The sequence below is a fragment of the Pseudogemmobacter lacusdianii genome, from assembly GCF_030848395.1.
In the GTDB taxonomy this organism is placed as follows: domain Bacteria; phylum Pseudomonadota; class Alphaproteobacteria; order Rhodobacterales; family Rhodobacteraceae; genus Pseudogemmobacter; species Pseudogemmobacter lacusdianii.
Genome location: NZ_JAVDBT010000004.1, coordinates 168,215 through 188,803, shown reverse-complemented (window position 1 = coordinate 188,803; position 20,589 = coordinate 168,215). Strand labels below are relative to the sequence as shown.

The 20,589-nt window shown below is 61.0% G+C and carries 19 protein-coding genes, 1 tRNA gene and 1 pseudogene; 3 read left to right on the top strand and 18 right to left on the bottom strand.

Going from position 1 to position 20,589, the window contains the following annotated elements; genetic code table 11:
• Nucleotides 1-44 precede the first annotated feature (44 nt).
• From Q9295_RS05555 to coxB, 9 genes and pseudogenes are all read right to left on the bottom strand, one after another.
• Nucleotides 45-635 (bottom strand): GNAT family N-acetyltransferase, encoded by a 591-nt coding sequence (locus tag Q9295_RS05555; protein WP_306679513.1) that lies wholly within the window; start codon nt 633-635, stop codon nt 45-47.
• Complete coding sequence (locus Q9295_RS05550; RefSeq protein ID WP_306679512.1) at nt 635-1,894, bottom strand: M16 family metallopeptidase; 1,260 nt, start codon at nt 1,892-1,894, stop codon at nt 635-637. Before Q9295_RS05550 ends, Q9295_RS05555 begins: the two co-directional genes overlap by 1 nt.
• 139 nt (nt 1,895-2,033) lie before the next feature.
• On the bottom strand, nt 2,034-3,428 hold the full coding sequence (gene thrC / locus Q9295_RS05545; protein ID WP_306679511.1) for a threonine synthase: 1,395 nt from the start codon (nt 3,426-3,428) through the stop codon (nt 2,034-2,036).
• A gap of 31 nt (nt 3,429-3,459) precedes the next feature.
• On the bottom strand, nt 3,460-4,119 hold the full coding sequence (locus tag Q9295_RS05540) for an SURF1 family protein (RefSeq protein WP_306679510.1): 660 nt from the start codon (nt 4,117-4,119) through the stop codon (nt 3,460-3,462).
• Between the two features lie 81 nt (nt 4,120-4,200).
• Entirely contained in the window at nt 4,201-5,031 is an 831-nt protein-coding gene (locus Q9295_RS05535; RefSeq protein WP_306679509.1) for a cytochrome c oxidase subunit 3, read from the bottom strand.
• A 38-nt stretch (nt 5,032-5,069) separates the two neighbouring features.
• A complete protein-coding gene (locus tag Q9295_RS05530; protein WP_373457427.1) occupies nt 5,070-5,678 on the bottom strand; it encodes a cytochrome c oxidase assembly protein in 609 nt (202 codons plus the stop codon).
• Nucleotides 5,675-5,896 (bottom strand): cytochrome c oxidase system small membrane protein, encoded by a 222-nt coding sequence (locus tag Q9295_RS05525; RefSeq protein ID WP_306679508.1) that lies wholly within the window; start codon nt 5,894-5,896, stop codon nt 5,675-5,677. The genes Q9295_RS05530 and Q9295_RS05525 overlap by 4 nt, the downstream gene beginning before the upstream one ends.
• Complete coding sequence (cyoE, locus tag Q9295_RS05520) at nt 5,897-6,841, bottom strand: heme o synthase (protein ID WP_306679507.1); 945 nt, start codon at nt 6,839-6,841, stop codon at nt 5,897-5,899. It lies immediately after the preceding gene.
• Between the two features lie 298 nt (nt 6,842-7,139).
• Nucleotides 7,140-7,997, bottom strand: a pseudogene (coxB, locus tag Q9295_RS05515) (cytochrome c oxidase subunit II); the annotation flags it as partial.
• 333 nt (nt 7,998-8,330) lie between these two features.
• Between coxB and Q9295_RS05510 the strand changes: the two are divergent.
• On the top strand, nt 8,331-9,155 hold the full coding sequence (locus Q9295_RS05510) for an alpha/beta hydrolase (protein WP_306679506.1): 825 nt from the start codon (nt 8,331-8,333) through the stop codon (nt 9,153-9,155).
• Nucleotides 9,156-9,232: 77 nt separating this feature from the next.
• The gene (tldD, locus tag Q9295_RS05505; RefSeq protein ID WP_306679505.1) at nt 9,233-10,654 is read left to right on the top strand and encodes a metalloprotease TldD; all 1,422 of its coding nucleotides are present in this window, start codon (nt 9,233-9,235) and stop codon (nt 10,652-10,654) included.
• A 40-nt stretch (nt 10,655-10,694) separates the two neighbouring features.
• Here tldD and Q9295_RS05500 read toward each other — a convergent pair whose 3' ends face one another.
• The 3 genes from Q9295_RS05500 to Q9295_RS05490 all read right to left on the bottom strand — a co-directional run bounded on the left by Q9295_RS05500 (nt 10,695) and on the right by Q9295_RS05490 (nt 14,291).
• Nucleotides 10,695-13,016, bottom strand: a complete 2,322-nt coding sequence (locus Q9295_RS05500; protein WP_306679504.1) for a Tex family protein — start codon at nt 13,014-13,016, stop codon at nt 10,695-10,697.
• Nucleotides 13,017-13,162: 146 nt separating this feature from the next.
• Nucleotides 13,163-13,999: a hypothetical protein gene (locus tag Q9295_RS05495; protein ID WP_306679503.1), complete on the bottom strand. Its 837-nt coding sequence runs from the start codon at nt 13,997-13,999 to the stop codon at nt 13,163-13,165.
• Nucleotides 14,000-14,214: 215 nt separating this feature from the next.
• A tRNA-His gene (locus Q9295_RS05490) sits at nt 14,215-14,291 on the bottom strand.
• Nucleotides 14,292-14,438: 147 nt separating this feature from the next.
• Between Q9295_RS05490 and Q9295_RS05485 the strand changes: the two genes are divergently transcribed.
• Nucleotides 14,439-14,648 (top strand): DUF6324 family protein, encoded by a 210-nt coding sequence (locus Q9295_RS05485; RefSeq protein WP_306679502.1) that lies wholly within the window; start codon nt 14,439-14,441, stop codon nt 14,646-14,648.
• Here the strand turns inward: Q9295_RS05485 and Q9295_RS05480 are convergent.
• From Q9295_RS05480 to Q9295_RS05455, 6 genes are all read right to left on the bottom strand, one after another.
• Nucleotides 14,645-15,133: an MmcB family DNA repair protein gene (locus Q9295_RS05480; protein ID WP_306679605.1), complete on the bottom strand. Its 489-nt coding sequence runs from the start codon at nt 15,131-15,133 to the stop codon at nt 14,645-14,647. The genes Q9295_RS05485 and Q9295_RS05480 overlap by 4 nt on opposite strands.
• A 515-nt stretch (nt 15,134-15,648) precedes the next feature.
• Nucleotides 15,649-16,500 carry a DUF481 domain-containing protein gene (locus Q9295_RS05475; protein ID WP_306679501.1) on the bottom strand — a complete coding sequence of 284 codons (852 nt, stop codon included), beginning with the start codon at nt 16,498-16,500 and terminating at the stop codon, nt 15,649-15,651.
• Between the two features lie 244 nt (nt 16,501-16,744).
• A complete protein-coding gene (locus Q9295_RS05470; RefSeq protein ID WP_306679500.1) occupies nt 16,745-17,701 on the bottom strand; it encodes a LysR family transcriptional regulator in 957 nt (318 codons plus the stop codon).
• 197 nt (nt 17,702-17,898) lie between these two features.
• Entirely contained in the window at nt 17,899-18,621 is a 723-nt protein-coding gene (locus tag Q9295_RS05465) for a proteasome-type protease (RefSeq protein ID WP_306679499.1), read from the bottom strand.
• A gap of 167 nt (nt 18,622-18,788) precedes the next feature.
• On the bottom strand, nt 18,789-19,598 hold the full coding sequence (locus Q9295_RS05460) for a transglutaminase family protein (RefSeq protein ID WP_306679604.1): 810 nt from the start codon (nt 19,596-19,598) through the stop codon (nt 18,789-18,791).
• A complete protein-coding gene (locus tag Q9295_RS05455) occupies nt 19,598-20,548 on the bottom strand; it encodes an alpha-E domain-containing protein (RefSeq protein WP_306679498.1) in 951 nt (316 codons plus the stop codon). The genes Q9295_RS05460 and Q9295_RS05455 overlap by 1 nt, the downstream gene beginning before the upstream one ends.
• Nucleotides 20,549-20,589: the final 41 nt, after the last annotated feature.

Genomic DNA, 20,589 nt, shown 5'->3' with positions numbered 1-20,589 from the left:
TGCGTCCAGCGTCATGAGGTGCTTAGCGGTGCAAAGTCAGGCCCTTAGGCTTGGCCCACATCGGTGCGGCCGCGCCGGTCGCCACGCAGATTGGCGTAAAGCACGTGATTGCGCCAGCGGCCGTTGATCTGCAGATAGCTTTGCGCCACGCCTTCATATTTGAAGCCGCATTTTTCCAATACCCCGCGCGAGGCCGCATTCTCGGGCAGGCAAGCCGCCTCGATCCGGCTAAGGTCCATCACCGTAAAAGCGTGATGCACCAGCGCCAAAATCGCTTCGCGCATGTAGCCTTGGCGGGCATAGGGCTGGCCGATCCAATAGCCAACCGTCCCCGCCTGCGCCGGGCCGCGCCGGATATTATCAAGCGTGATCGCGCCCAGAAGCGCGCCGGTTTGACGCTGGAACATCATCAAAGGCAGCGCTGTGCCCTGCGCCTCGGCCCGGTTGGCCCAATAGACGCGGTTGGTAAACGAGCGGCGTGACAAATGATCCGCGCCCCAAACCGGCTCCCAAGGTTGCAAAAAGCCGATGCTGTCGCGGCGTAGATCGACCCACGCCGGAAAATCGCCATGCACAGGCAGGCGCAGCGACATCCGCTCGGTTTCGATCCGGACGCGACGGCGCAGGCCCAACATTATGCCGAGAGCCCCTTCAGGATCTCCTCAACACCCGGCGCGGCGCTGACCGGACCATAAAGAGCCAGCGCAGCTTTGGGCGTCAGCAGGCTGCCGCCATATTGGCGGATACCTGCGGTGGTCACGGCATCGATCCGGGTCACCGCTTCGTCAAGATCGGGGATGCGGCCCCAGATGGCCAGCAGGCGAGCATTGCGCTCGGCCCGAGAGGTCGGGCTTTCAAGGCCCATCAAGAGCCCGGCTTTCATCTGCGCCTTGGCGCGGTTGACCTCGGCCTCGGACATATCATCCGCGGCGCGCTTGATCTCAGCAACGGTGAGCTGGGTCAGTTGATCGATCTCTTCGCCCGAGGTGCCGGCGTAGATGGTGATCTGGCCGGTGTCATCATAGGCGGCGGCTTGGGCATAGATCGTGTAGCACAGGCCATTTTCTTCACGGATCTTCTGGAAGAGACGGCTCGACATGCCGCCTCCCATCGCAGTGGACCAAATCTGCGCGGTGTAGATGTCGTCGTTGCGATAGCCGGGAGATTCAAAGGACAAGGCGAAATGCGCTTGCTCAAGGTCTTTGACCTCGCGCCGCTCGCCGCCGATGAAGCGGGCGGCATCGGCGCTGCGATCGCCCACGGCTTTCAGCCCGCCAAAGATCGCCTCGGCTTGCGCCACGATCTCATCGTGATCGACCCCACCCGCAGCGGAAAGGATCATCCGGTCGGGGCCGTAATGCGCCGCAGTGAAGCCACGCAGATCATCGGCATTGAAGTTCGAGACCCGCTCTTCCGGGCCGAGAATGGTGCGGCCAAAGGCTTGATCGGGGTAGGATACCTCATGCAGCCAATCGAAGATGATATCGTCCGGCGTATCCGCCGCTTGGCCGATCTCTTGCAAGATCACATGCCGCTCGGTCTCGATATCGGCGGCATTGAACACCGGGTTCAGCACGATATCGCAGATCACATCCAGCGCGCGCGGCACATCCGCCGTCAGGCAGCGGGCGTAATAGGCCGTCATCTCGCGCGAGGTATAGGCGTTGATATAGCCGCCCACATCTTCAATCTCTTCGGCAATCTGCAAGGCCGAGCGCTTGGCGGTGCCTTTGAAGGCCATATGCTCAAGGAAATGCGCAATGCCGTTCTGGGGAGCTGTCTCATGGCGGCCGCCCGCGCCGACCCAAAGGCCGATCGAGGCGGATTTGAGACCGGGCATCGCTTCGGTTACGATGCGCAAGCCATTGGGCAGAGTGTGCAGTTTGACCGTCAAGTCATCATCCGTTCGGAAGTTGCGTTACCCCAGCCTCTTACAATGAGGACAGGTTTTGCGGAAGGGTCGACGCGGGGTTAAAGCCGGTCGGTCGCAAGGGATTGCGGGCAAAGGCGAAAGGCCCCTGCCCGCTGATCGTTCAGCCCCGCGCGGCAAGCCGCTCGTGGATCAGCGCCTTCAGCGCGCCAAGGTCGTTGGCGACGCGGGTGACGCGCTCTTCGCGGGTGAAAAGATCGGCCATGCGCTTCGGCAGGCCGGGGCGGATGCCCGAAGCCGCTTCCACCGCATCGGGGAATTTCGCCGGATGCGCCGTGGCAAGCGTGATCATCGGTGTGTCACCAAGGTTCTCTTCGGCCACTTTCACCGCCACGGCGGAATGCGGGCAAAGAAGCTCGCCGGTTGCGGCCAAGGCGCTAGCGATGGTGGCGCGGGTTTCCTCTTCCGAGCAAGCGCCCGAGGCGAAGGTGGCGCGCAAAGCCGTCAAAGCGGATTCGGGGATCGCGAAGCCGCCGCCTTGCTGCAGGCTGTTCATCAGCCCCTGCACCGCAGCACCGTCACGGCCAAGCGCATCGAACAAGGCCCGCTCGAAGTTCGAGCTGACTTGAATGTCCATCGAGGGGCTGATCGAGGGCTTCACGCCATTGGTGCGATACTCGCCACCCTTCAGCGTGCGGTCGAGGATGTCGTTTTGGTTGGTGGCAATCACCAGCTCGGCAATCGGCAGGCCCATTTGCTTGGCGATGTAACCGGCGAAAATGTCACCGAAATTGCCGGTTGGCACGGTGAAACTTACGTCACGATCCGGCGCGCCCAAAGAGACGGCGGAGGTGAAGTAATAGACCACCTGCGCCAACACCCGCGCCCAGTTGATGCTGTTGACCCCAGCCAGCCGCACCCCATCGCGGAAGTCGAAATCGTTGAACATGTCTTTCAGACGGGCTTGGCAATCGTCAAAATCACCATCCATCGCCAAGGCATGCACGTTCGCCTCGGAGGGCGTCGTCATCTGACGGCGCTGCACCTCGGAGACCCGACCATGCGGGAAGAGGATGAAGACATCGACGTTGGAAAGGCCGCGGAAGGCCTCAATCGCGGCCGAGCCCGTGTCGCCCGAGGTGGCACCGACGATGGTGATCCGCTCGCCGGTTTTGGCCAAAGCGGCCTGCATCATCTGACCGATGATCTGCATGGCGAAGTCTTTGAAGGCCAAGGTCGGGCCGTGGAACAGCTCCAAGAGGAAATGGTTCGGGGCCAGTTGCACCAAGGGTGCGCGGGCCGCATGGCCGAAGCCAGCATAGGCTTTGGCCAAAAGGCCCTTCAGCTCATCATCCGAGAAGAAACCGGCCACAAAGGGGCGCATCACGCGGAAGGCGACCTCTTCGTAGGAAAGCCCTGCCAGATCGGCGATCTCCGCCTTGGTCATGGTCGGGATGCTTTGCGGCACATAAAGCCCGCCATCGCGCGCGAGCCCCGTCATCATCGCTTCGCCAAAGCCCAGCTCGGGCGCTTGGCCCCGCGTCGAGATATACTTCATATCATTCCCCGGCCGTCTCCGGCCCGCCCCTTCAAACCGTCCGTTGTCTGATACGCCAGAGCAGGTAGAGAGTCATTACTCCCCAGACCAAAGCCAATAAAAACCATTGGATGGCATAGCCCATGTGGGAATTAGGCACCGAGGAACTGTCGACCGGCACCGGGGTGATCGCATCGCCGGTGGGTTGGCTTGCGACGATCAGGATCTCTTCGCTGCCAAGTTTGGCCGCCATAGCCGGCAGATCGCGTTCAAACCAAAGCCCGGTCTTGGCATCCGGCGGCGGGGTGTAGCTGTCATCGTCATCGGGCCAGAGAAGGTTGCCGGTCACCGTGGCGGCTGCGGCCGTGCGCGGGGTCTTGCGGGCTGCGTCCTCAAGGAAGCCCCGGTCGATCAGGATGCGGCGGCCGGTGTCGGTCTCGAAGGCCTCGATGATCCGCACGCCGGGACCGGTGCCCTTTTGGCCGGCCAGCAGTTCAACAAACGCGCCGGTGAAGCGGCCCGCCACGCTGACGGCAAGGTATTCATGCTCGGCCTCGGTCAACTCAGCCGAGAGGGTCGCGGGTGCGGCGGCGATGCGGGCATCAATCTGGGCCAGCACCCCCTCTTTCCATTCGGCTCGCCCCAGCTGCCAGACCCCCAAGCTGATCAGGATCGCACAGCCAACGATCCCCATCACGAACGGAAACAACATCCGCCAAAACATGCTTACCAGCCTCTTGAAATGAAAACGCGGGCCCGAGGGCCCGCGCATGCCCCGAAAGGCGAAGTGAGATTAGCCGCGGCCCCAGACGTAGACGGCGAAGAAGAGGAAGAGCCAGACCACGTCCACGAAGTGCCAGTACCAAGCGGCAGCTTCAAAGCCGAGGTGGTTCTTCTGGGTGAAGTCGCCCTTGATCGCGCGGATCAAGCAAACAGCCAAGAAGACGGTACCGATAATGACGTGCGCGCCGTGGAAGCCGGTCGCCATGTAGAAGGCGCCTGCATACATGCTGCCCGCAAAGTCAAAGGCCGCGTGGCTGTATTCGTAAGCTTGCAGACCGGTGAAGATGACCCCCAAAGCGACAGCAATGCTGAGGCCGGTGATCAGGTCTTTGCGGTTGTTCTCATGCACCAGAGCGTGGTGCGCCCAAGTTACAGCGCAGCCCGAAAGCAGCAGGATGAGCGTGTTGATGAACGGCAGGTGCCAAGGATCGAAGGTCTCGATGCCAACCGGCGGGTAGACGCCGTCAACCATCGGGCTTTCCGGCCCCATCGGATACATGCGCTGTTTGAAGAAGGCCCAGAACCATGCCACGAAGAACATGACTTCCGAGGTGATGAAGAGCAGCATGCCATAGCGCAGGCCAATGCCCACAACCGGGGTGTGGTCGACGCCGTTGTTGCCCTCACGGGTGACATCGCTCCACCAGCCGAACATGACGTAAAGCACCAAGGCAACGCCCATCATGAAGAGCCAAGGCTGGCTCCAGAAGCTGTCCGAGGGCACCTGCGGCGAGGTCCAGAGCACAGCTCCGAACAGCATGATGAAACCGCCAAGGGCGCCGAGGAACGGCCATATCGAGGGCGGCAGGACGTGGTAGTCGTGATTCTTTTCGTGGGCCATGGCGTGTTAGCTTCCCTCGTTTCCCGTCTTATTCTAGCTCAGTTGCGCACGGCCGCTGGGGCCGCCACGTTGTCCAAATCCAGCGCGGCCTGCTGGTCGGGCAAAGCGGTGGTATGGAATGTATAGCTCAAGGTGATCGCTTTGACGAACTTTCCTTCCCGGTCGTCAACGATCGCCGGGTCAATATAGAAACTGACCGGCATCGACACCCGTTCACCGGGTTGCAGCACCTGCTCGGTAAAGCAGAAGCATTCGATCTTAGCAAAGTAGCCGCCCGCAGTATCGGGGGCGACGTTGAAGCCAGCGGTGCCCGCAATCACCCGATCGGTCGGGTTATAGGCCTCATAGAAAGCCAGATTGGTGGCGCCGATCTGCACCTCCATCTCTTTCTGCACCGGCTTGAATTCCCACGGCATGCCCGCGCTGGTCGAAGCATCAAAGCGCACAAGCATCGTCTGGTCGAGCACAACATCGGATTCCGACGTTGCCACTGCGGTGGTACCTGCATAGCCGGTCACGCGGCAGAACCAGTCGTAGAACGGCACTGCGGCAAAGGAGAGCGAGGTCATCACAGCCGCGACGCCCAAAAGGCCGGTCATCGTGCGATTTTGCGGCGACATGCGCAGCCAAAAAGCCGGGCGTTTCATGGCTGCACTCCCGAATCGACGGCCGCCGGCTCGGCATCAACCCGCGGCAGATGGCCTGCCGACGGCGTGTGGTCATAGCCCTTCATCGGGTCACCCCGGGTGACTTTGACCACGCTCAACGCGAAGACCAAGACCACAAAGGCCGCCAGCACAAGGCCAAGGCCAAGATTGCGGCTAAAGCGGCGCTTGTGCAGTTCATGAGTGACGTGGATCGCCATTTACCAACCACCAATACCATAGGGACGCAGCAGCACATCCGCGAGGAAAGCACCGAACTGCAAGAAGAGATAGAGGATCGAGAACGCAAAGAAGCGCTTTTCAACCTTATAGCCATCGGCCTCGGCCGCAGCTTCAGGGCGGAACCAGATGCGGAAGGCGCCGATCACGAACCAGATGTTCAAACCGATCGCCACCGCCAGCGACAAGGGGCCGCCGATCGAGGTGAAAGCAGCGGCAACCGGCACCGGAACCAGAGCAAGCGTATAGCCCAGGATATGGGCGCGGGTGACTTTGCGACCATGGGTCACCGTCAACATCGGCACGCCCGCCGCGCTATAGTCGGATTTCATAAAGAGCGCCAAAGCCCAGAAATGGGGCGGCGTCCACATGAAGATGAAGGCGAACATCAGCACCGCCTCGATGCCGATATGTCCGGTGGCAGCAACCCAACCCACCATCGGAGGGAAAGCGCCAGCCGCGCCGCCGATCACGATGTTCTGCGGCGTCCAGCGCTTCAGCCACATCGAGTAAATTACGGCGTAAAAGAAGATCGTGAAGGCCAGAAGCGCGCCGGCCAGAATATTGGTGGCCAAAGCCAGCATCACAACCGCGATGCAAGAAAGCGTCAAGCCGATCGCCGCCGCCTCACCCGCCGGAATGCGACCCGAGGGGATCGGACGGCTTTGGGTGCGTTTCATGATGGCGTCGATATCGGCGTCCCACCACATGTTCAAAGCGCCCGAGGCCCCTGCCCCAAGAGCGATGAAGAGGATCGCGGCAAATGCCTCAACCGGGTGCAGCGACACCGGCGCGACCATAAGCCCCACGAAGGCCGTGAAGACGACCAGCGACATCACGCGCGGCTTCAAGAGCTGCACATAGTCACCAAAGCCCGCCTCATGCGGCAGGCCTTTGGGTTGTTCGAATGTGCTGATATCGGTCATCTTATACCTCGGTTTGAACGGGCCACGCCCCTTGGGCGCGCCCCGTCGCCAGCCTTGGATCCTGTTGCCTTGGCTTCAGAGAAAGCCAAGGCAGAGAACGTCAGTTTGCAGCTTCGGCTTCAGCAGCCGGAGCTTCAGCTTCAGGCGCAGCGGCCTCAACTTCAGCGGCAGGAGCTGCAGCTTCAGGCGCAGCGGCCTCGACCTCAGCAGCCGGAGCTTCGACCTCAGCAGCCGGAGCAGCAGCTTCAGCGGCCGGAGCTTCTGCAGCGGCTTCAACAGCCGGAGCAGCGCCGAAGATCACGTTGCCACCTTTGGCTTGGGCCAACCAATCGGCATAAGCCGCTTCCGAAACCACCTTAACGGTGATGGGCATGAAAGCGTGGTCCTTGCCGCAAAGTTCCGAGCACTGACCGAAATAGACGCCTTCACGGTCCGCACGGAACCAAGCTTGCGCCAGACGGCCCGGCACAGCGTCTTGCATCACGGCAAAGGCCGGGATCTTCCAGCTGTGGATCACGTCCGCAGCGGTGATCTGCAGCAAGACATCTTTGCCAACCGGAACCACCATCGCAGTGTCGGTCGCCAAGAGCCATTGGTCACGGCTGTAGCCAGCGGCAGCCAGCTCTTCTTCAACCTTCGGGGTCAGGGTGTTGTTGCCGTCCAGCGGAATGCCACCGATCATGTAGCTGTCGAAGCTGACGTCTTCACCGGGGTATTCGTAGTTCCAATACCACTGGTGACCGGTCACTTTGATGACCACATCGCCTTTGGGCATTTCTTGCTGGCTGAACAGCGCGGGCAGCGAGAAGAAGCCGATGAAGATCAGCACCACGATCGGCACCAAAGTCCATGCCACTTCAAGCGGCGTATTATGGGTGAATTTGCGCGGCGTCGGATTGGCTTTTTGGTTGAAGCGCAAGATCACATACAAAAGCAGCGCACAGACGAAGATCACCACAGCTGTGATGATATAAAGGGTCATGTTGTCCAGCCACTGCTGCTCAACCGCGAGGCTGGTTGCGGCGGGCTGGAAGTGCATTTCCTTGTCAATCGGCTGGCCGACGATCTCCAGACCCTGAGCCAGAATCGCTCCGGGAAAGGTGGTTGCCGCGAGGGCCAGAGCCCCTGTTCCCTTGAGGTAAGTCGAAAGACGCATATCTCTTCCCGTTTGCCGGAGCGACCCGTGTCGCTTGTCCCTGGGTAGTCGGGGGAATCCCCCGAAATCCCGTAGTTTCCAGCCCCTGTAAAACCATATCGGGCGGGGAACGACAAGAGAAACCGTTGCGACAGATCGGCACTGGCAGCCAAGGCCGTGGCGGGGCCACCGATGTCGCAGCAAGGCGCGGCTCCGGGTAGCGCGTGCCAGCGGTGATCCAAGGCAGTTTGCCCGCCTTGGCATTTCGCACCCAAACCCTTTGGCGCAGGTCAGCCGCCCTTGCGCCCCCCTGCCCTGCCCCGTTAGCAAAGGCCTTAAGCCGGAGGGTTTAAGATGCGTTACGCCGTAATTGCCATTGCCGTTTTGGCGGCCGCCTATCTTGCTGCGGTTCTGGCCATGCTGCTCTTTCAACGCCAGTTTCAATATTTCCCAAGCCAACGCGGCCCCTCGCCCGAGGTGGCGGGCTTTGCGGATGCCCAAGATTATGAACTGACGGCAAAGGATGGTACCAAACTGCAGCTTTGGTATGCGCCTCCCACGGATGGCGCGCCTGTTGTGCTTTATTTTCAAGGCAATGGCGGAGAGATTGCAGACCGGCGCGATCGCTGGACCGCCTATCGCGACGCAGGGTTTGGCACGGCCTTCTTGCATTATCGCGGCTATGGCAGCAGCGAAGGCTCTCCCAGTGAGGAGGGATTTCACCAAGATGCCGCCGCCGCTTTCGGCTTCTTGCTCGAGCAAGGCTTGGCCCCCCGTGACATCGCCTTGGTGGGCGAGTCGCTGGGAACCGGCGTTGCGGTGCGGCTGGCGGCTGACCAACCTACTGATGCTCCGGTTGCGGCTTTGGTGCTTGAAGCCCCCTATACCTCCACCGCCGATGCTGCGGCGCGGCTTTACCCTTGGCTGCCTGTGCGTTGGCTGATGTGGGATCAATATCGCTCGATCGATCGGATTGCTGAGATCAACACCCCGCTTTTCGTCTTCCACGGTGAGGCTGACCAGCTGATCCCCTTTGAGTTGGGATTGGCCCTATTTGAAGCTGCTCCCGCGCCAAAAGAGCTGTCCCCGGCCCCCGGTCGCGGCCATGGGGCGATCTACGATCCCGCCACTTGGCAGCAGGAAATTGGTTTTATCTGGCAGGCTTATTTACGACCGTGACGACGATGCGCCGCCCCGCCTTGCGGGTCAGGCCCGCCGCGCCTAGGTTGGTTGGGTTCCCTGAAAGGCCTCTTTAGATGACCGATGCTCCGTTCCGCCCCTTCGAGACCCATCTCGACGAAGCCGCCGCTTTGGCGCGGCTGCGTGAGGCCACTGCCGGGGCCGAAGATGGTGAATTGTTCCTCGAGCGCCGCCGGGGCGAGAGCCTTGTCTTGGACGATGCCCGCATCCGCACCGCCAGCTATGATGCCTCGGAAGGCTTTGGCCTGCGCGCGGTGAAAGGCGAAGTCGCGGGCTATGCGCATTCGACCGAAATCAGCGAAGCCGCTTTGAAGCGCGCCACCGACACCGCCCGTCTGGCCGTGGGCGATGGCGGCGGCACTTTGGCCGATGCGCCGACCCGCACCAATCGCCACCTTTACGCCGAGGTCGACCCGCTGGCCGATGCGACCTTCGCCGCCAAGATCGACATCCTGCGCGAGATTGACGCCTATGCCCGCGCCGCCGATCCGCGCGTGGTGCAGGTCAGCGCCAGCCTCTCGGCCAGCCTGCAAGAGATTGAAATCCTTCGTCCCGAAGGTCTGCGCTTCAGCGATATGCGCCCGATGGCGCGGCTGAATGTCTCGGTGATCTTGGAAGAAAACGGTCGCCGCGAATCTGCCGGCACTGGTGCGGGTGGGCGGCACGGGCTGGCGGGGCTCTTGGAGCCCAGCCATTGGAAACCTATGGTCGATGAGGCGTTGCGCATCGCCCGCGTCAACCTTTCCGCCGTCCCCGCCCCTGCGGGGATGATGGATGTGGTCCTGGGGCCGGGCTGGCCGGGCATCTTGCTGCACGAGGCGATTGGCCACGGGCTGGAGGGCGATTTCAACCGCAAGGGCACCTCGGCTTTTGCCGGGCTGATGGGCAAACAGATCGCCTCAAAAGGTGTGACGGTGCTGGATGATGGCACCCTGCCCGATCGTCGCGGCAGCATCACCTTTGATGATGAAGGTACAGCTTCGGCCCGTAACACCTTGATCGAGGACGGAATTCTGACCGGCTACATGCAAGACCGCCAGAACGCGCGGCTGATGGGTGTGGCCCCCACCGGCAACGGGCGGCGCGAAAGCTTTGCCCATATCCCGATGCCGCGGATGACCAACACCTATATGTTGGGCGGCTCGGACGCGCCTGAAGCGATCTTGGCCGATCTGAAGGACGGGATCTACGCCGTGGGCTTTGGCGGCGGTCAGGTCGATATCACCTCGGGCAAGTTCGTCTTCAGCTGCACCGAGGCCTACCGCGTCCGCAATGGACAAGTCTGCGAGGCCCTGACTGGCGCAACCCTGATCGGCGATGGCGCGACCGCGCTGATGGGCATTCGCGGCATCGGCAATGATATGAAGCTGGACCCCGGCATCGGCAATTGCGGCAAGGCCGGACAATGGGTGCCGGTGGGTGTGGGGCAACCGACGCTGATGATTGGCGGGCTGACGGTGGGCGGCTCGAAACTATAAGAATAAGGCGCGGAGGCTAACCCCCCGCGCCTTTTCAAATTTATCTGCCGAACTTGGCTTTCAGCGCATCGGCGAAGGCGTTGGACGAGGTTTCGACTTTGGGGGCGGCCTCCATCCGCGCCTTGGGCGCCGGGCCTTTCGGGCGTTCCGCTCCACGCTCTTGCCGCGCCGATGCGGCCGAGGCGCCACCATCTTTGCGCATCGTCAAAGCAATGCGTTTGCGCGGCACGTCAACCTCGGTCACCCGGACCTGCACGACATCGCCGGCCTTCACCACCTCATGCGGGTCTTTGATAAAACGGTCGGCCAGTTGGCTGACATGCACCAACCCGTCCTGATGCACGCCCACATCCACAAAAGCGCCAAAGGCGGCAACGTTGGTCACTGTGCCTTCCAGCACCATTCCGGGCTTCAGGTCTTTGATTTCATTGACACCTTCGGTGAAGGTCGCGGTTTTAAAGCTGGGGCGCGGGTCGCGGCCGGGCTTTTCCAACTCGCCCAAAATGTCGCGCACGGTGGGCAGACCGAACTTTTCATCGACAAAACTGGCCGGGTTCAGCGCCTTCAATGGCGCGCCATCGGCCATCAAGCTGCGGATATCGCGCCCGCAGGCCGAGACGATTTTCCGCGCCAGATCATAGGCTTCGGGGTGAACCGAGGAGGCATCGAGCGGCTCTTTGCCACCCGTGATCCGCAAGAAACCCGCCGCTTGCTCAAAGGCCTTCGGCCCCAGCCGCGCGACTTTCAACAGCTCGCGCCGGGTTTGGAACGGGCCATTGGCATCGCGATGCGCCACGATGCTTTCGGCAAGCCCCGAGCCCACGCCGGAAACCCGCGCCAACAACGGCGCCGAGGCGGTGTTCAAATCCACCCCAACTGCGTTCACCGCATCCTCGACCACGGCGTCCAACTGACGCGCCAAACGGTGCTGGTCCACGTCATGCTGATACTGACCGACGCCAATGCTCTTAGGTTCGATTTTGACAAGTTCTGCCAGCGGATCCTGCAATCTGCGGGCGATTGAGACAGCGCCACGTATGGAAACGTCAAGTTCAGGAAACTCGCGCGCAGCCAATTCCGAGGCAGAATAGACCGAAGCACCGGCCTCAGAGACCACCACTTTCACCGGTTTCGCCTCACCCGCGGGCAGCAGATCCAAGAGGTCCGAGACCATCTTTTCGGTCTCACGGCTGGCAGTGCCATTGCCGATCGCAATCAGCTTCACGCCATGCGAGCCGATCAGTTTGGCAATCGCCACCTGCGCGCCGCGCGGATCGTTCTTGGGCTGGAACGGATAGACCGTGTCATGCGCCAAAAGCTTGCCGGTGGCATCGACCACTGCGACCTTCACCCCGGTGCGGATGCCGGGATCAAGCCCCATCGTGGCCTTGCCCCCAGCCGGAGCTGCCAGAAGCAAGTCCTTCAAGTTGCGCGCAAAAACTCGAATCGCTTCGGCCTCGGCTGCCTCGCGCAGCTCGCCCATCAGATCAAGCGAGAGCGAGGTTTTCAGCTTCACCCGCCACGCCCAAGCCGCCGCATCACGCAGCCAACGGTCGCCAGCACCCTGCCCCGCCGCGCCCAAGGCTGCGCCACAAGCACGTTCGGCCGGGCTTTCGCCGCGCTTGGCCTCGGCGTCGATCTCAAGATCCACCGAAAGGATTTCTTCATTGCGGCCGCGCAACATCGCCAACACTCGGTGCGACGGCGCGCCGCTAAAGGCTTCGTCATGCGCGAAATAATCCGAGAACTTCGCGCCCTCGGCCTCTTTACCCGCCACAACTTTTGCGGTCAGACGGCCGACCTTGCGCATATGATCGCGCAACCGCCCCAGAAGGGCGGCATCTTCGGCCAGACCTTCGGCCAAGATGTCGCGCGCGCCCTCGGTCGCGGCTTTGGCATCGGCAAAGCCCTCGGTCAGGAAACCTGCCGCCAAAGCCAAAGGATCCGCCGAGCGGTCGGCCAAGATCGCATCGACCAAGCCCTGCAACCCGGCTTCGCGGGCGATCATCGCCTTGGTGCGGCGCTTGGGCTTATAGGGCAGATAGATGTCCTCAAGCTCGGCCTTGGTGACGGCTTTGGCGATAGAACCTGCCAAAGCTTCGGTCATCTTGCCCTGACCATTGATCGACTCAAGGATCGCCGCGCGGCGGCTTTCCAATTCACGCAAATAGGACAGCCGCTCTTCCAACTTGCGCAGTTGGGTATCGTCCAGCCCCCCCGTCACCTCTTTGCGGTAACGGGCCACGAAGGGCACGGTGGCGCCGCCATCCAAAAGCTCAACCGCGGCATTCACCTGCGAGGCGGCAGCGCCAATCTCGGCAGCGATGATCTGGGAAATGCGGGGCATGGCGGCACTGGTCATTCGAATCCTCCAAGGTCAGGGGGCGAACATATCGTCAGCCTCTCGCGGATTGAACCCGACATCTTGGGCAGGGACTGTCGCCCCGACCGAAGCTTAAGAAAAAGGGGGCCGACTGGCCCCCTTCTCCGCGATTAAGATCATAAGGATCAATCGAGCGGCTGCATCCAGCCCGCGCCTTGGAAGGCCCCCATCGGGGTGGTCAGATTGTTGCGCTTCGTCGCGCCAAAGGGAATGCGGACGCCGACATAGAGGTTGGTCTCTTCGGCTTTGTTTTCCCGATTGGCGGTGATCTTAGCGTGACGTGCCACGCCAACGAGCTCCATCTTCTCGCTCAGGTCATAAGACACTTCCAGCGAGACCGCGGTGTAGCGGCCCCATTGGTCGCCACAGTCTTCAAAGCAATCGGCGGAATAGGCATATTCCGCAGCCAGCTGGTAGCTGACAGCCGAATTCAGATCCCCCGCCACACCGATACGGGCCGAGGTGCCTTTGAACTCATTGTCGTATTCATCGCCAATCGCCTCGGCATAGCCGACCTGGCCAAAGAGGCTGATGCCAGAAACAAGCTGATGCTCGGCCTCAACGCCAATCGTGTAGCCCTTCATCGGATCTTCACTGTCATAACCGTCGAAGAGGCCAAAGGCCGCATAGCCGCCAAGATAGGTGGCACCCAACTGACGACCCAAATGCGCGCCGATCACACCGGTGTGCAGCGGGCCGGTTTGGTAAACGTCATCGATGCCTTTGTCAGACATAAGTTCAAGACGGGCATCCAAGCTGAACTTCAAAGCGCCAAAGTCGCGGGTCGTGTCAGCAGCGATATAGACCCCATAGAAGGGTGCTTCTCCGATATCGGTATCATCACTGAAGCGATCAGTTGCAAAGAAGCCGGTCTCGACGGACGAAGCCCAGTCTTGGGCTTGGACCGAGGAGGCTGCACCGAAAACCACCAAAGAACTGAGAAATGTAGAGGTAAGTTTCATCAAGCGAATCCATCGTGTTAGATGGCTTCTGAGATTAATTTCCCTAACGTAACGCTGCAATATCTCAGGGAGAGCGCTGCGAGTAATTTTCAACTACTAGGTGTAAACCCATGCATCGCGCCGAGACTCGTCTGAACGGCGGCCCATAAAAATGCGCGCACCAGCATTGGCTACTGCGCAATGCGCTATGTTCACACCAATAGTGGGGAGGGAGGTGGTACAGCTTCCCCGGCTTGAACGGGGGACCTCTAGATCCACAATCTAGCGCTCTAACCAACTGAGCTAAAGCTGCACACGAGGCGGATTTAGCCCCCTCGTGCGGGGATTGCAAGAGCGTCTCGACAGAACATTGCAGGCATTTTTGCTTGCACCCCGATCAGAGCCACGTTAGCCCCATTTTAAAGGCCGGAATGCCGGTCAGATCAGCCTGGAGGCCGACATGAGCATCAACAAACAAAGCAATATTTCGGCTGATATCCAGATCGGCCCGACCGATCAGGGCATGGTGCGAATCTATATCGAAGCTGATGGTGGAATCGAGCTGCCGCTGGACTTCGATCCGGACGAAGCCGAGGAAATCGCAGAAGAATTGCGAATCGCAGCCGAAGCAGCCCGCGAGATGGCAGCAACCCGCGGCAAGCGCCGCTAAGCCGGTTTGGCCGCTGCGGCGGCCAAATCCAGCGCCCCCGGATCGGGCAGACCGGGATCTCGCAAACCTTGCAAGCGCAAGGCCGCCACCCTTGCAAAGCGCTGGGTCACGGCCTTGCGACGCGCCCCAGCCAAAGGGGTCAAGCTGCCCATCCGCATCACCTCGGCCCCATAGGCATCGGCAAAGATCAGACCGGTCTCTGCTGGCAAAAGCTCTTGCGGAAAGGCACTGTCGACCGCCCAGAAGTAGCGGTCACAATAGTCCAGATACCCCTGCCACTTCCGATCTGACCGAAAATCCGCGCGTGAGGATTTGCATTCGATGATCCACAGCTCACCCTTGGGGCCAAGCGCCATCAGATCGACCCGAAGACCGGTGGCCAAGACCAGCTCGTCCACGCAAGCAAAGCCCAGATCGCGCAGGCCCCGCGCCACCCCTCGCGCCAACCGTTGCCCCGGCAGCAATGGCAGAGCGGCCTCAAGCACCGGATCTGCACCGCCAAGCCCCTCGGCCCCTTTGGGTGCCCCGGCCTGGGCCTCGCTCAAGGCTGGTTCGTTGGTCAGATGCGAAGAGAGTGTCGGATTGCGCATAAAAAATACATGAACGAAAAGAGAACTTTTGTCCAGATCGTGTGGCCTTTGCATCGCGCCTTGCGGCGGGCGGTTGCGGTGCTTACATTCACGAACGGCGGGTGCTGCTCTTCTCGTGTTCGGGCCCAATTTCCAGTGGCCGATAAGCAACCGAATGGGGGCTGGCTCTGCCCGGATCCTGGTCCGGGTATCTGGCGCCCACCTGAGACCTCTGGCTCTCGGGAAACCCCGGCCCTCACGGCCGCTGCGGGCCCGCCACCTTATCCCGCTTTTAAAGGCAAGATGTTGTCCACAGACAGCTTCCGATCCTAATTCTCCCCTCCCTCTTCGTAGCCCATGAAAAAAGGGGCAGGTTTCCCTGCCCCTAAGTTTAGCCTTGAATCAACGTTAGGCGTCGAATGGGCTTGGGCTTAGAAGCCCATCACCAGCGACACGCCCAGACGGTTGTCGGTGCGGATCGCGCGGCTTTCGTTATATTCGGTCAGGTAGCTGATCCGGGTCGAGAAGGTATCCGACAGCTTGACGTTCACACCGAAGTCGTTGTTGGCGCGCAGGCCAACGTCCGAGTCAATGATGTCGGTGTCGTTGGTCAAGAAGACGTTCTCGTTGATCTTCGAGTAGAAACGCGAACCCAGGATACCAGCGGATTCGGTCACCGAAGTGTCGTCACCATAGGCGGTGTAGCTGATGCCCACACCCGCTTGCACACGCCAGGTCATGTCCGGGGTGTTGATGATCCGGTAGCCCGGGCCAACGCCAATGAAGCCTTCGCGGTAAACAGCGTCAGCGGGGACAAGAGCGTCCTGAGCCAGACCGTCTTGGTCCAAACGAGCCAGACCGAAGATGTAGAAGCGGTCGTTGACGTAGTAGTTCGCATCATAGACCACGAAGATGTCTTCTTTGGTCTTGGTGGTTACACCAGCGACGTCAGACTCTTGGAAGTCCAGAACTGCGCCGATGGTTTGAACCAGCGGGCCACCAACGTGGCGGATACGGAAGCCGACCGCGAGGTCTTGGCTTTCGTTGTTGCCGGTTTTACCCGAGAAGCCCAAAGAGACGCTGCCGGTCAGACCGTCTTGGCCTTCGGGCTGGCCATAGCGGTAGCTGTCATTGGCGCGCGCCATATCTTCAGAAACATCGCGCTCGATGTCGTCGATGCGGTCATCCACCGAGTCTGCACCAACCAGGATCGATTGGGCGAAAGTCGGCGAGGCAATGGCCAGTGCCAGAACCGATGCGGAAACAAGCTTGATAGCTTTCATAACGTAATCCTTTCACTCGGAACGCAGAACCAATCGGGCACTGCACTTGTGTGACACTGAGGTATGTCAGGGGTGGATGAATGGAAACTTTTGGAATACTTGACACCCCCTCCAAGTATTTCTCGTGACCCCCTCTCTTGAATCTTTTGGCAATGTCGCCGTCGCCGGTTTTGAGCGGCGATAACAGATATGTATGCAGTGAATTCAGGACGTTGCGGCCAATAACAGCGTGTTACGGACTGTTTCAGTGCATTTCGAACTGGTTAAAAGCGGCTTTTTCGCTGCATTTCACCGTGTCGAACAGTGTCTTGGCCGCAACATTGCGCAATTGCTGCGCCATATCTTCGCGCCAAACCACCCATGCCGTCTGGGTAAAACTGGGCGCGCCTTGCACGGGATAAAGCTGGCGCGGCCCGAATTGAGCCAATTCGCGCGGCTCCCCCCGCAGCAAAGCCCCAGATTGCGCGGCCTCATCGCTGTCCATTTGCCCCAAAGGCGCGCGCAAATAACGCTCAGGTAAGTAAGCAGCCAAAGACCTGCTGGCGAGATACCAGGCCGACACGGCCCCCAAGGCCAAAACCAATCGCGGCTCGGAAAGCTGCGGCAGGGCCTCATGGTGGAAGCGGCAAAATTCAGGGCCCCAATCGACCATGACATAACTGTCGCCGACGCTTTCTATCGTGGCATCGGGGCAAGAGCTGACCATGACCAGCCGATCCTCCATCAGCCGCTCATTGACCAGACCGGGCCGGTTCATCGGCTCAAAGCACAGCATCGCTTGCGCCGCCCCCGAGAGCAGCGTCTCGTTCAACGCCTCATTGCGGCCCATTTCGGCGCGGATCTGCACCTGCGGCAATGCTGCGCGCAGCCGGTCAAGCCAGCCAAAGCCAAAGCGGGGCCAAAGCGAGCCTTGTGCGCCGATCACCATCGAGGCCGGCATATCATCAAGCGCGCTTACCCGTTGCCGGGCTTGCTCCCAATTGGTCAGGATCATCGCGGCAGAGCTGCGGAATTCGCGGCCGGCTGCGGTTAAGGCAACCCCGCCATTGCCACGCTCAAACAAGGCGCGGCCAAGCTCATCCTCCAGCCGCTGCACGCGCAAGGACACCGCGGATTGCGTGACGAAAAGCCGACCCGCGGCCGCCCCGAAAGAGCCCGTCGCGGCCACTTCCAGAAAGGTTTTCAGAAGCTGCAGATCCATGAACCACCCAAAACACCAAAGAATATCAATGGCATTGCCTCGGGGGCCAAAAGGACAGGCAACCGGCAGAGCAATGCTCGGCTGGAAACGCTGAGATGGCGGCAAGGTTCCCGTATGCCCTCACAACACTCTGTGATCGGCAGGTCTTCGCTGGCTTAGGGCTTAGGGCTTAGATCGGGCGGCGCGCAGCCACGTGTTTAAAGGAGGATACGTTGGAAGCCTTCGCGCAATGCGTTGGACCAAGCTTCGGACATCGCACGGAATTGCGGATCCCCCGCCTCAATCCGGCGGCGTTCGGTGATGACACAGCGGTCGCGCTCAATCACGCAAAGATCCAGCGGCATCCCCACCGAGAGGTTCGAGCGCAGGGTCGAATCCATACTCAAAAGCACTGCCTTTTGCGCATCGGCCAAAGAGCTGTCGGGCCGCACAATCCGGTCCAGGATCGGCTTGCCGTATTTATGCTCGCCAATTTGGAGGAAGGGCGTGTCCTCGGTGGCTTCGATGAAATTGCCCTCGGGATAGATCAAGAAGAGCCGCATGGCGCCCCCTTTGCGCTGCCCCGCCACAATCATACTCGCACTCGCCCCCTGGCTGGCCGAGAGCTTGTGGTCGATCTCTTCGCGCACCCCGGCGAGAGCGTCGCCAACAATTCCGGCCACTTGCAACATGGTGGGTGCCAGCATGATGCTGGTCTCAGGCGTCGCATCGGGCGCATCAATCGCCTCGCGCAGCAAAGCCAAAGTGGTTTGGCTGACCGAAAGGCTGCCGGCGGTCATGATCACAATCACCCGCTCGCCCGGTTCTTCAAAGGTGAACATCTTGCGATAGGTCGAGATATTGTCGAGCCCAGCATTGGTGCGCGTGTCCGACAGGCAGACGATACCCTCGTTCAACAATAGTCCCACACAATACGTCATCTCACCCTCAGCCTGCTTGATACTGCACCAAGCGTTTTAGCTAGCGCCTTGCCCGGCCCGAGAAAACCCCAACTGCCGCTGCGTGACAAGGGGTCCGACGTAGGGTCGCCGCACCACAGCATTTCGCAGTGCACGGGCCAATGACGCCGCCCTGTCCGTCCGCGCTCTTACTGCTGCGCGGCCACGACGGACAGCCGCACATCCAATGCGCCATCGCCCGCCATGCCGCGCGCGATGCCGCGGATGGGTGCGGCGGCGCTGGCATCAAAGCCCGAGCCAAGCCTGATATAGCGATCATCCGGGCAGCAGCGATTGGCCGGGTCAAAGCCCACCCAGCCAAGGCCCGGCACGAAAAGCTCGGCCCAAGCATGCGCTGCCTCATGCGCCGCACCCGAGGCATCAGCAAAGAGATAACCCGAGACATAGCGCGCCGGGACCTCATGCACGCGCGCACAGGCGATCAAAGCATGGGCGTGGTCCTGACAAACCCCCATGCCTTGCGCCAAAGCTTCGGCGGCCGTGGTCCGCCCGGTGGTGGTGCCGGGGCGATAGGCGATCGCCTCGGCCACCGCATGCGACAAATCATGGCACATCGACAGCGTCTCGCCACCGGGAACCCCGGCCGCCAAGTCGCGCAAGGCCCCATCCAAGGCCGTGGCCGGTGTATCGCGCAGATAAACCTCGGGCGGCGCGCTTTCGCGGTGGCTGCGCAGCACACCAGCTGTGTCGCTGGTTTCAACCCGCCCGCGTACCGTCACCGCCACCTCGGTCACCGGGCCCGAGACGGTCCAAGCTTGAATGGCATCGCCCGCACCATCAGTGAACCCGGCACCTTTGGTCGCGCCAGAGACCTGCACCTCCCATTGCACGACCTTTTGGGACGCGCAACGCGAGGGTGTCAGCCGATGGCTCTGCACCACCGAGCGCACCGGGGCCGCGTAGCGGTAGAGCGACAGATGATCGACATCCAAAAGCATCACCGCGCCTCCCCGCTGAAAAAGTCCTCATGCACCGCCTGCCCCAAAGCGGCGGTCTCGCGGATGCAGCCGGTCAGATATTCATGCAAGCCCTCATCCATGATCCGGTCCACGGTTTCCTCTTCCAGCCGCGCCAGCATTTCCGCCGCCATGGCTTGGGATTGCGACGCGCGGCCATAGGCTTTGCTCAGCCGGTTCAAATGGTTGGCGGTGCCCGCAATGCAGGTGATCAGCGCGCGCGGGCTTTGCGGGTTCAGGATCAGAAAATGCGCGATCTTGCTGGCCGTCACCTCGCCGCCGTAAGCCCAATGAAAGGCCCGATGCGCCCCCATCGCGCGCAAAAGCGTGGTCCATTGATAGTTATCAAGGCCAGAGCCGACGAAATCCACCCGCGGCAGCAGGACGTAATATTTCACATCCATCAGCCGGGCGGTGTTGTCGCAACGCTCCAGATAATAGCCGATATTCAAGAAGTTGAACCCATCGTCGCGCAAAAGCGTGGCATCGATCGCGCCGCGCAGCATGGCGGCATGGCGCATCACCCAATCGGTCATCTGCGACAGTTCCAGCGAGGAACGTTCTTCTCTCTCCAGCCGTTTCAGCTCTTGGAAAGCGGTGTTGAGCGCATCCCAAACCTGTGAGGTCAAAGCCGTGCGTACGATCCGCCCGTTCTCGCGCGCCGCCGTGATGCAGCTTGCCACCGATGAGGGGTTGTCGCGGTCAAAGAACAGCCAACTTTCCAAGTTGCGCTGCACCGGATCGCCGTATTTCGCGGCAAAGCCGGGCGCCATGCCGCAGGCCTGCAAGAGGCTGTCCCATTCGCTGCGATAGCCATGCGCCGAGGGCAAAAGGCTGATCCGGCTGCCGACTTCCAAAAGTCGGGCCGAGGTATCGGCGCGCTCCATATAGCGGGCGATCCAGTAAAGATTTTCGGCGGTGCGGCTTAGCATGCATCCCCCTTAGCTGCAGACAGGGTGGCGCCTTTGGCCCG

What these genes read in the sequence shown, in the direction of transcription:
- Q9295_RS05495 (WP_306679503.1), bottom strand. Translation starts at nt 13,999, where the DNA reads ATGAAACTTACCTCTACATTTCTCAGTTCTTTGGTGGTTTTCGGTGCA.
- Q9295_RS05460 (WP_306679604.1), bottom strand. Translation starts at nt 19,598, where the DNA reads ATGCTTTTGGATGTCGATCATCTGTCGCTCTACCGCTACGCGGCCCCG.
- thrC (WP_306679511.1), bottom strand. Translation starts at nt 3,428, where the DNA reads ATGAAGTATATCTCGACGCGGGGCCAAGCGCCCGAGCTGGGCTTTGGC.
- cyoE (WP_306679507.1), bottom strand. Translation starts at nt 6,841, where the DNA reads ATGACCGATATCAGCACATTCGAACAACCCAAAGGCCTGCCGCATGAG.
- Q9295_RS05475 (WP_306679501.1), bottom strand. Translation starts at nt 16,500, where the DNA reads ATGAAAGCTATCAAGCTTGTTTCCGCATCGGTTCTGGCACTGGCCATT.
- Q9295_RS05555 (WP_306679513.1), bottom strand. Translation starts at nt 635, where the DNA reads ATGTTGGGCCTGCGCCGTCGCGTCCGGATCGAAACCGAGCGGATGTCG.
- Q9295_RS05485 (WP_306679502.1), top strand. Translation starts at nt 14,439, where the DNA reads ATGAGCATCAACAAACAAAGCAATATTTCGGCTGATATCCAGATCGGC.
- Q9295_RS05535 (WP_306679509.1), bottom strand. Translation starts at nt 5,031, where the DNA reads ATGGCCCACGAAAAGAATCACGACTACCACGTCCTGCCGCCCTCGATA.
- Q9295_RS05530 (WP_373457427.1), bottom strand. Translation starts at nt 5,678, where the DNA reads ATGAAACGCCCGGCTTTTTGGCTGCGCATGTCGCCGCAAAATCGCACG.
- Q9295_RS05465 (WP_306679499.1), bottom strand. Translation starts at nt 18,621, where the DNA reads ATGACGTATTGTGTGGGACTATTGTTGAACGAGGGTATCGTCTGCCTG.
- Q9295_RS05455 (WP_306679498.1), bottom strand. Translation starts at nt 20,548, where the DNA reads ATGCTAAGCCGCACCGCCGAAAATCTTTACTGGATCGCCCGCTATATG.
- Q9295_RS05500 (WP_306679504.1), bottom strand. Translation starts at nt 13,016, where the DNA reads ATGACCAGTGCCGCCATGCCCCGCATTTCCCAGATCATCGCTGCCGAG.
- tldD (WP_306679505.1), top strand. Translation starts at nt 9,233, where the DNA reads ATGACCGATGCTCCGTTCCGCCCCTTCGAGACCCATCTCGACGAAGCC.
- Q9295_RS05470 (WP_306679500.1), bottom strand. Translation starts at nt 17,701, where the DNA reads ATGGATCTGCAGCTTCTGAAAACCTTTCTGGAAGTGGCCGCGACGGGC.
- Q9295_RS05525 (WP_306679508.1), bottom strand. Translation starts at nt 5,896, where the DNA reads ATGGCGATCCACGTCACTCATGAACTGCACAAGCGCCGCTTTAGCCGC.
- Q9295_RS05510 (WP_306679506.1), top strand. Translation starts at nt 8,331, where the DNA reads ATGCGTTACGCCGTAATTGCCATTGCCGTTTTGGCGGCCGCCTATCTT.
- Q9295_RS05540 (WP_306679510.1), bottom strand. Translation starts at nt 4,119, where the DNA reads ATGTTGTTTCCGTTCGTGATGGGGATCGTTGGCTGTGCGATCCTGATC.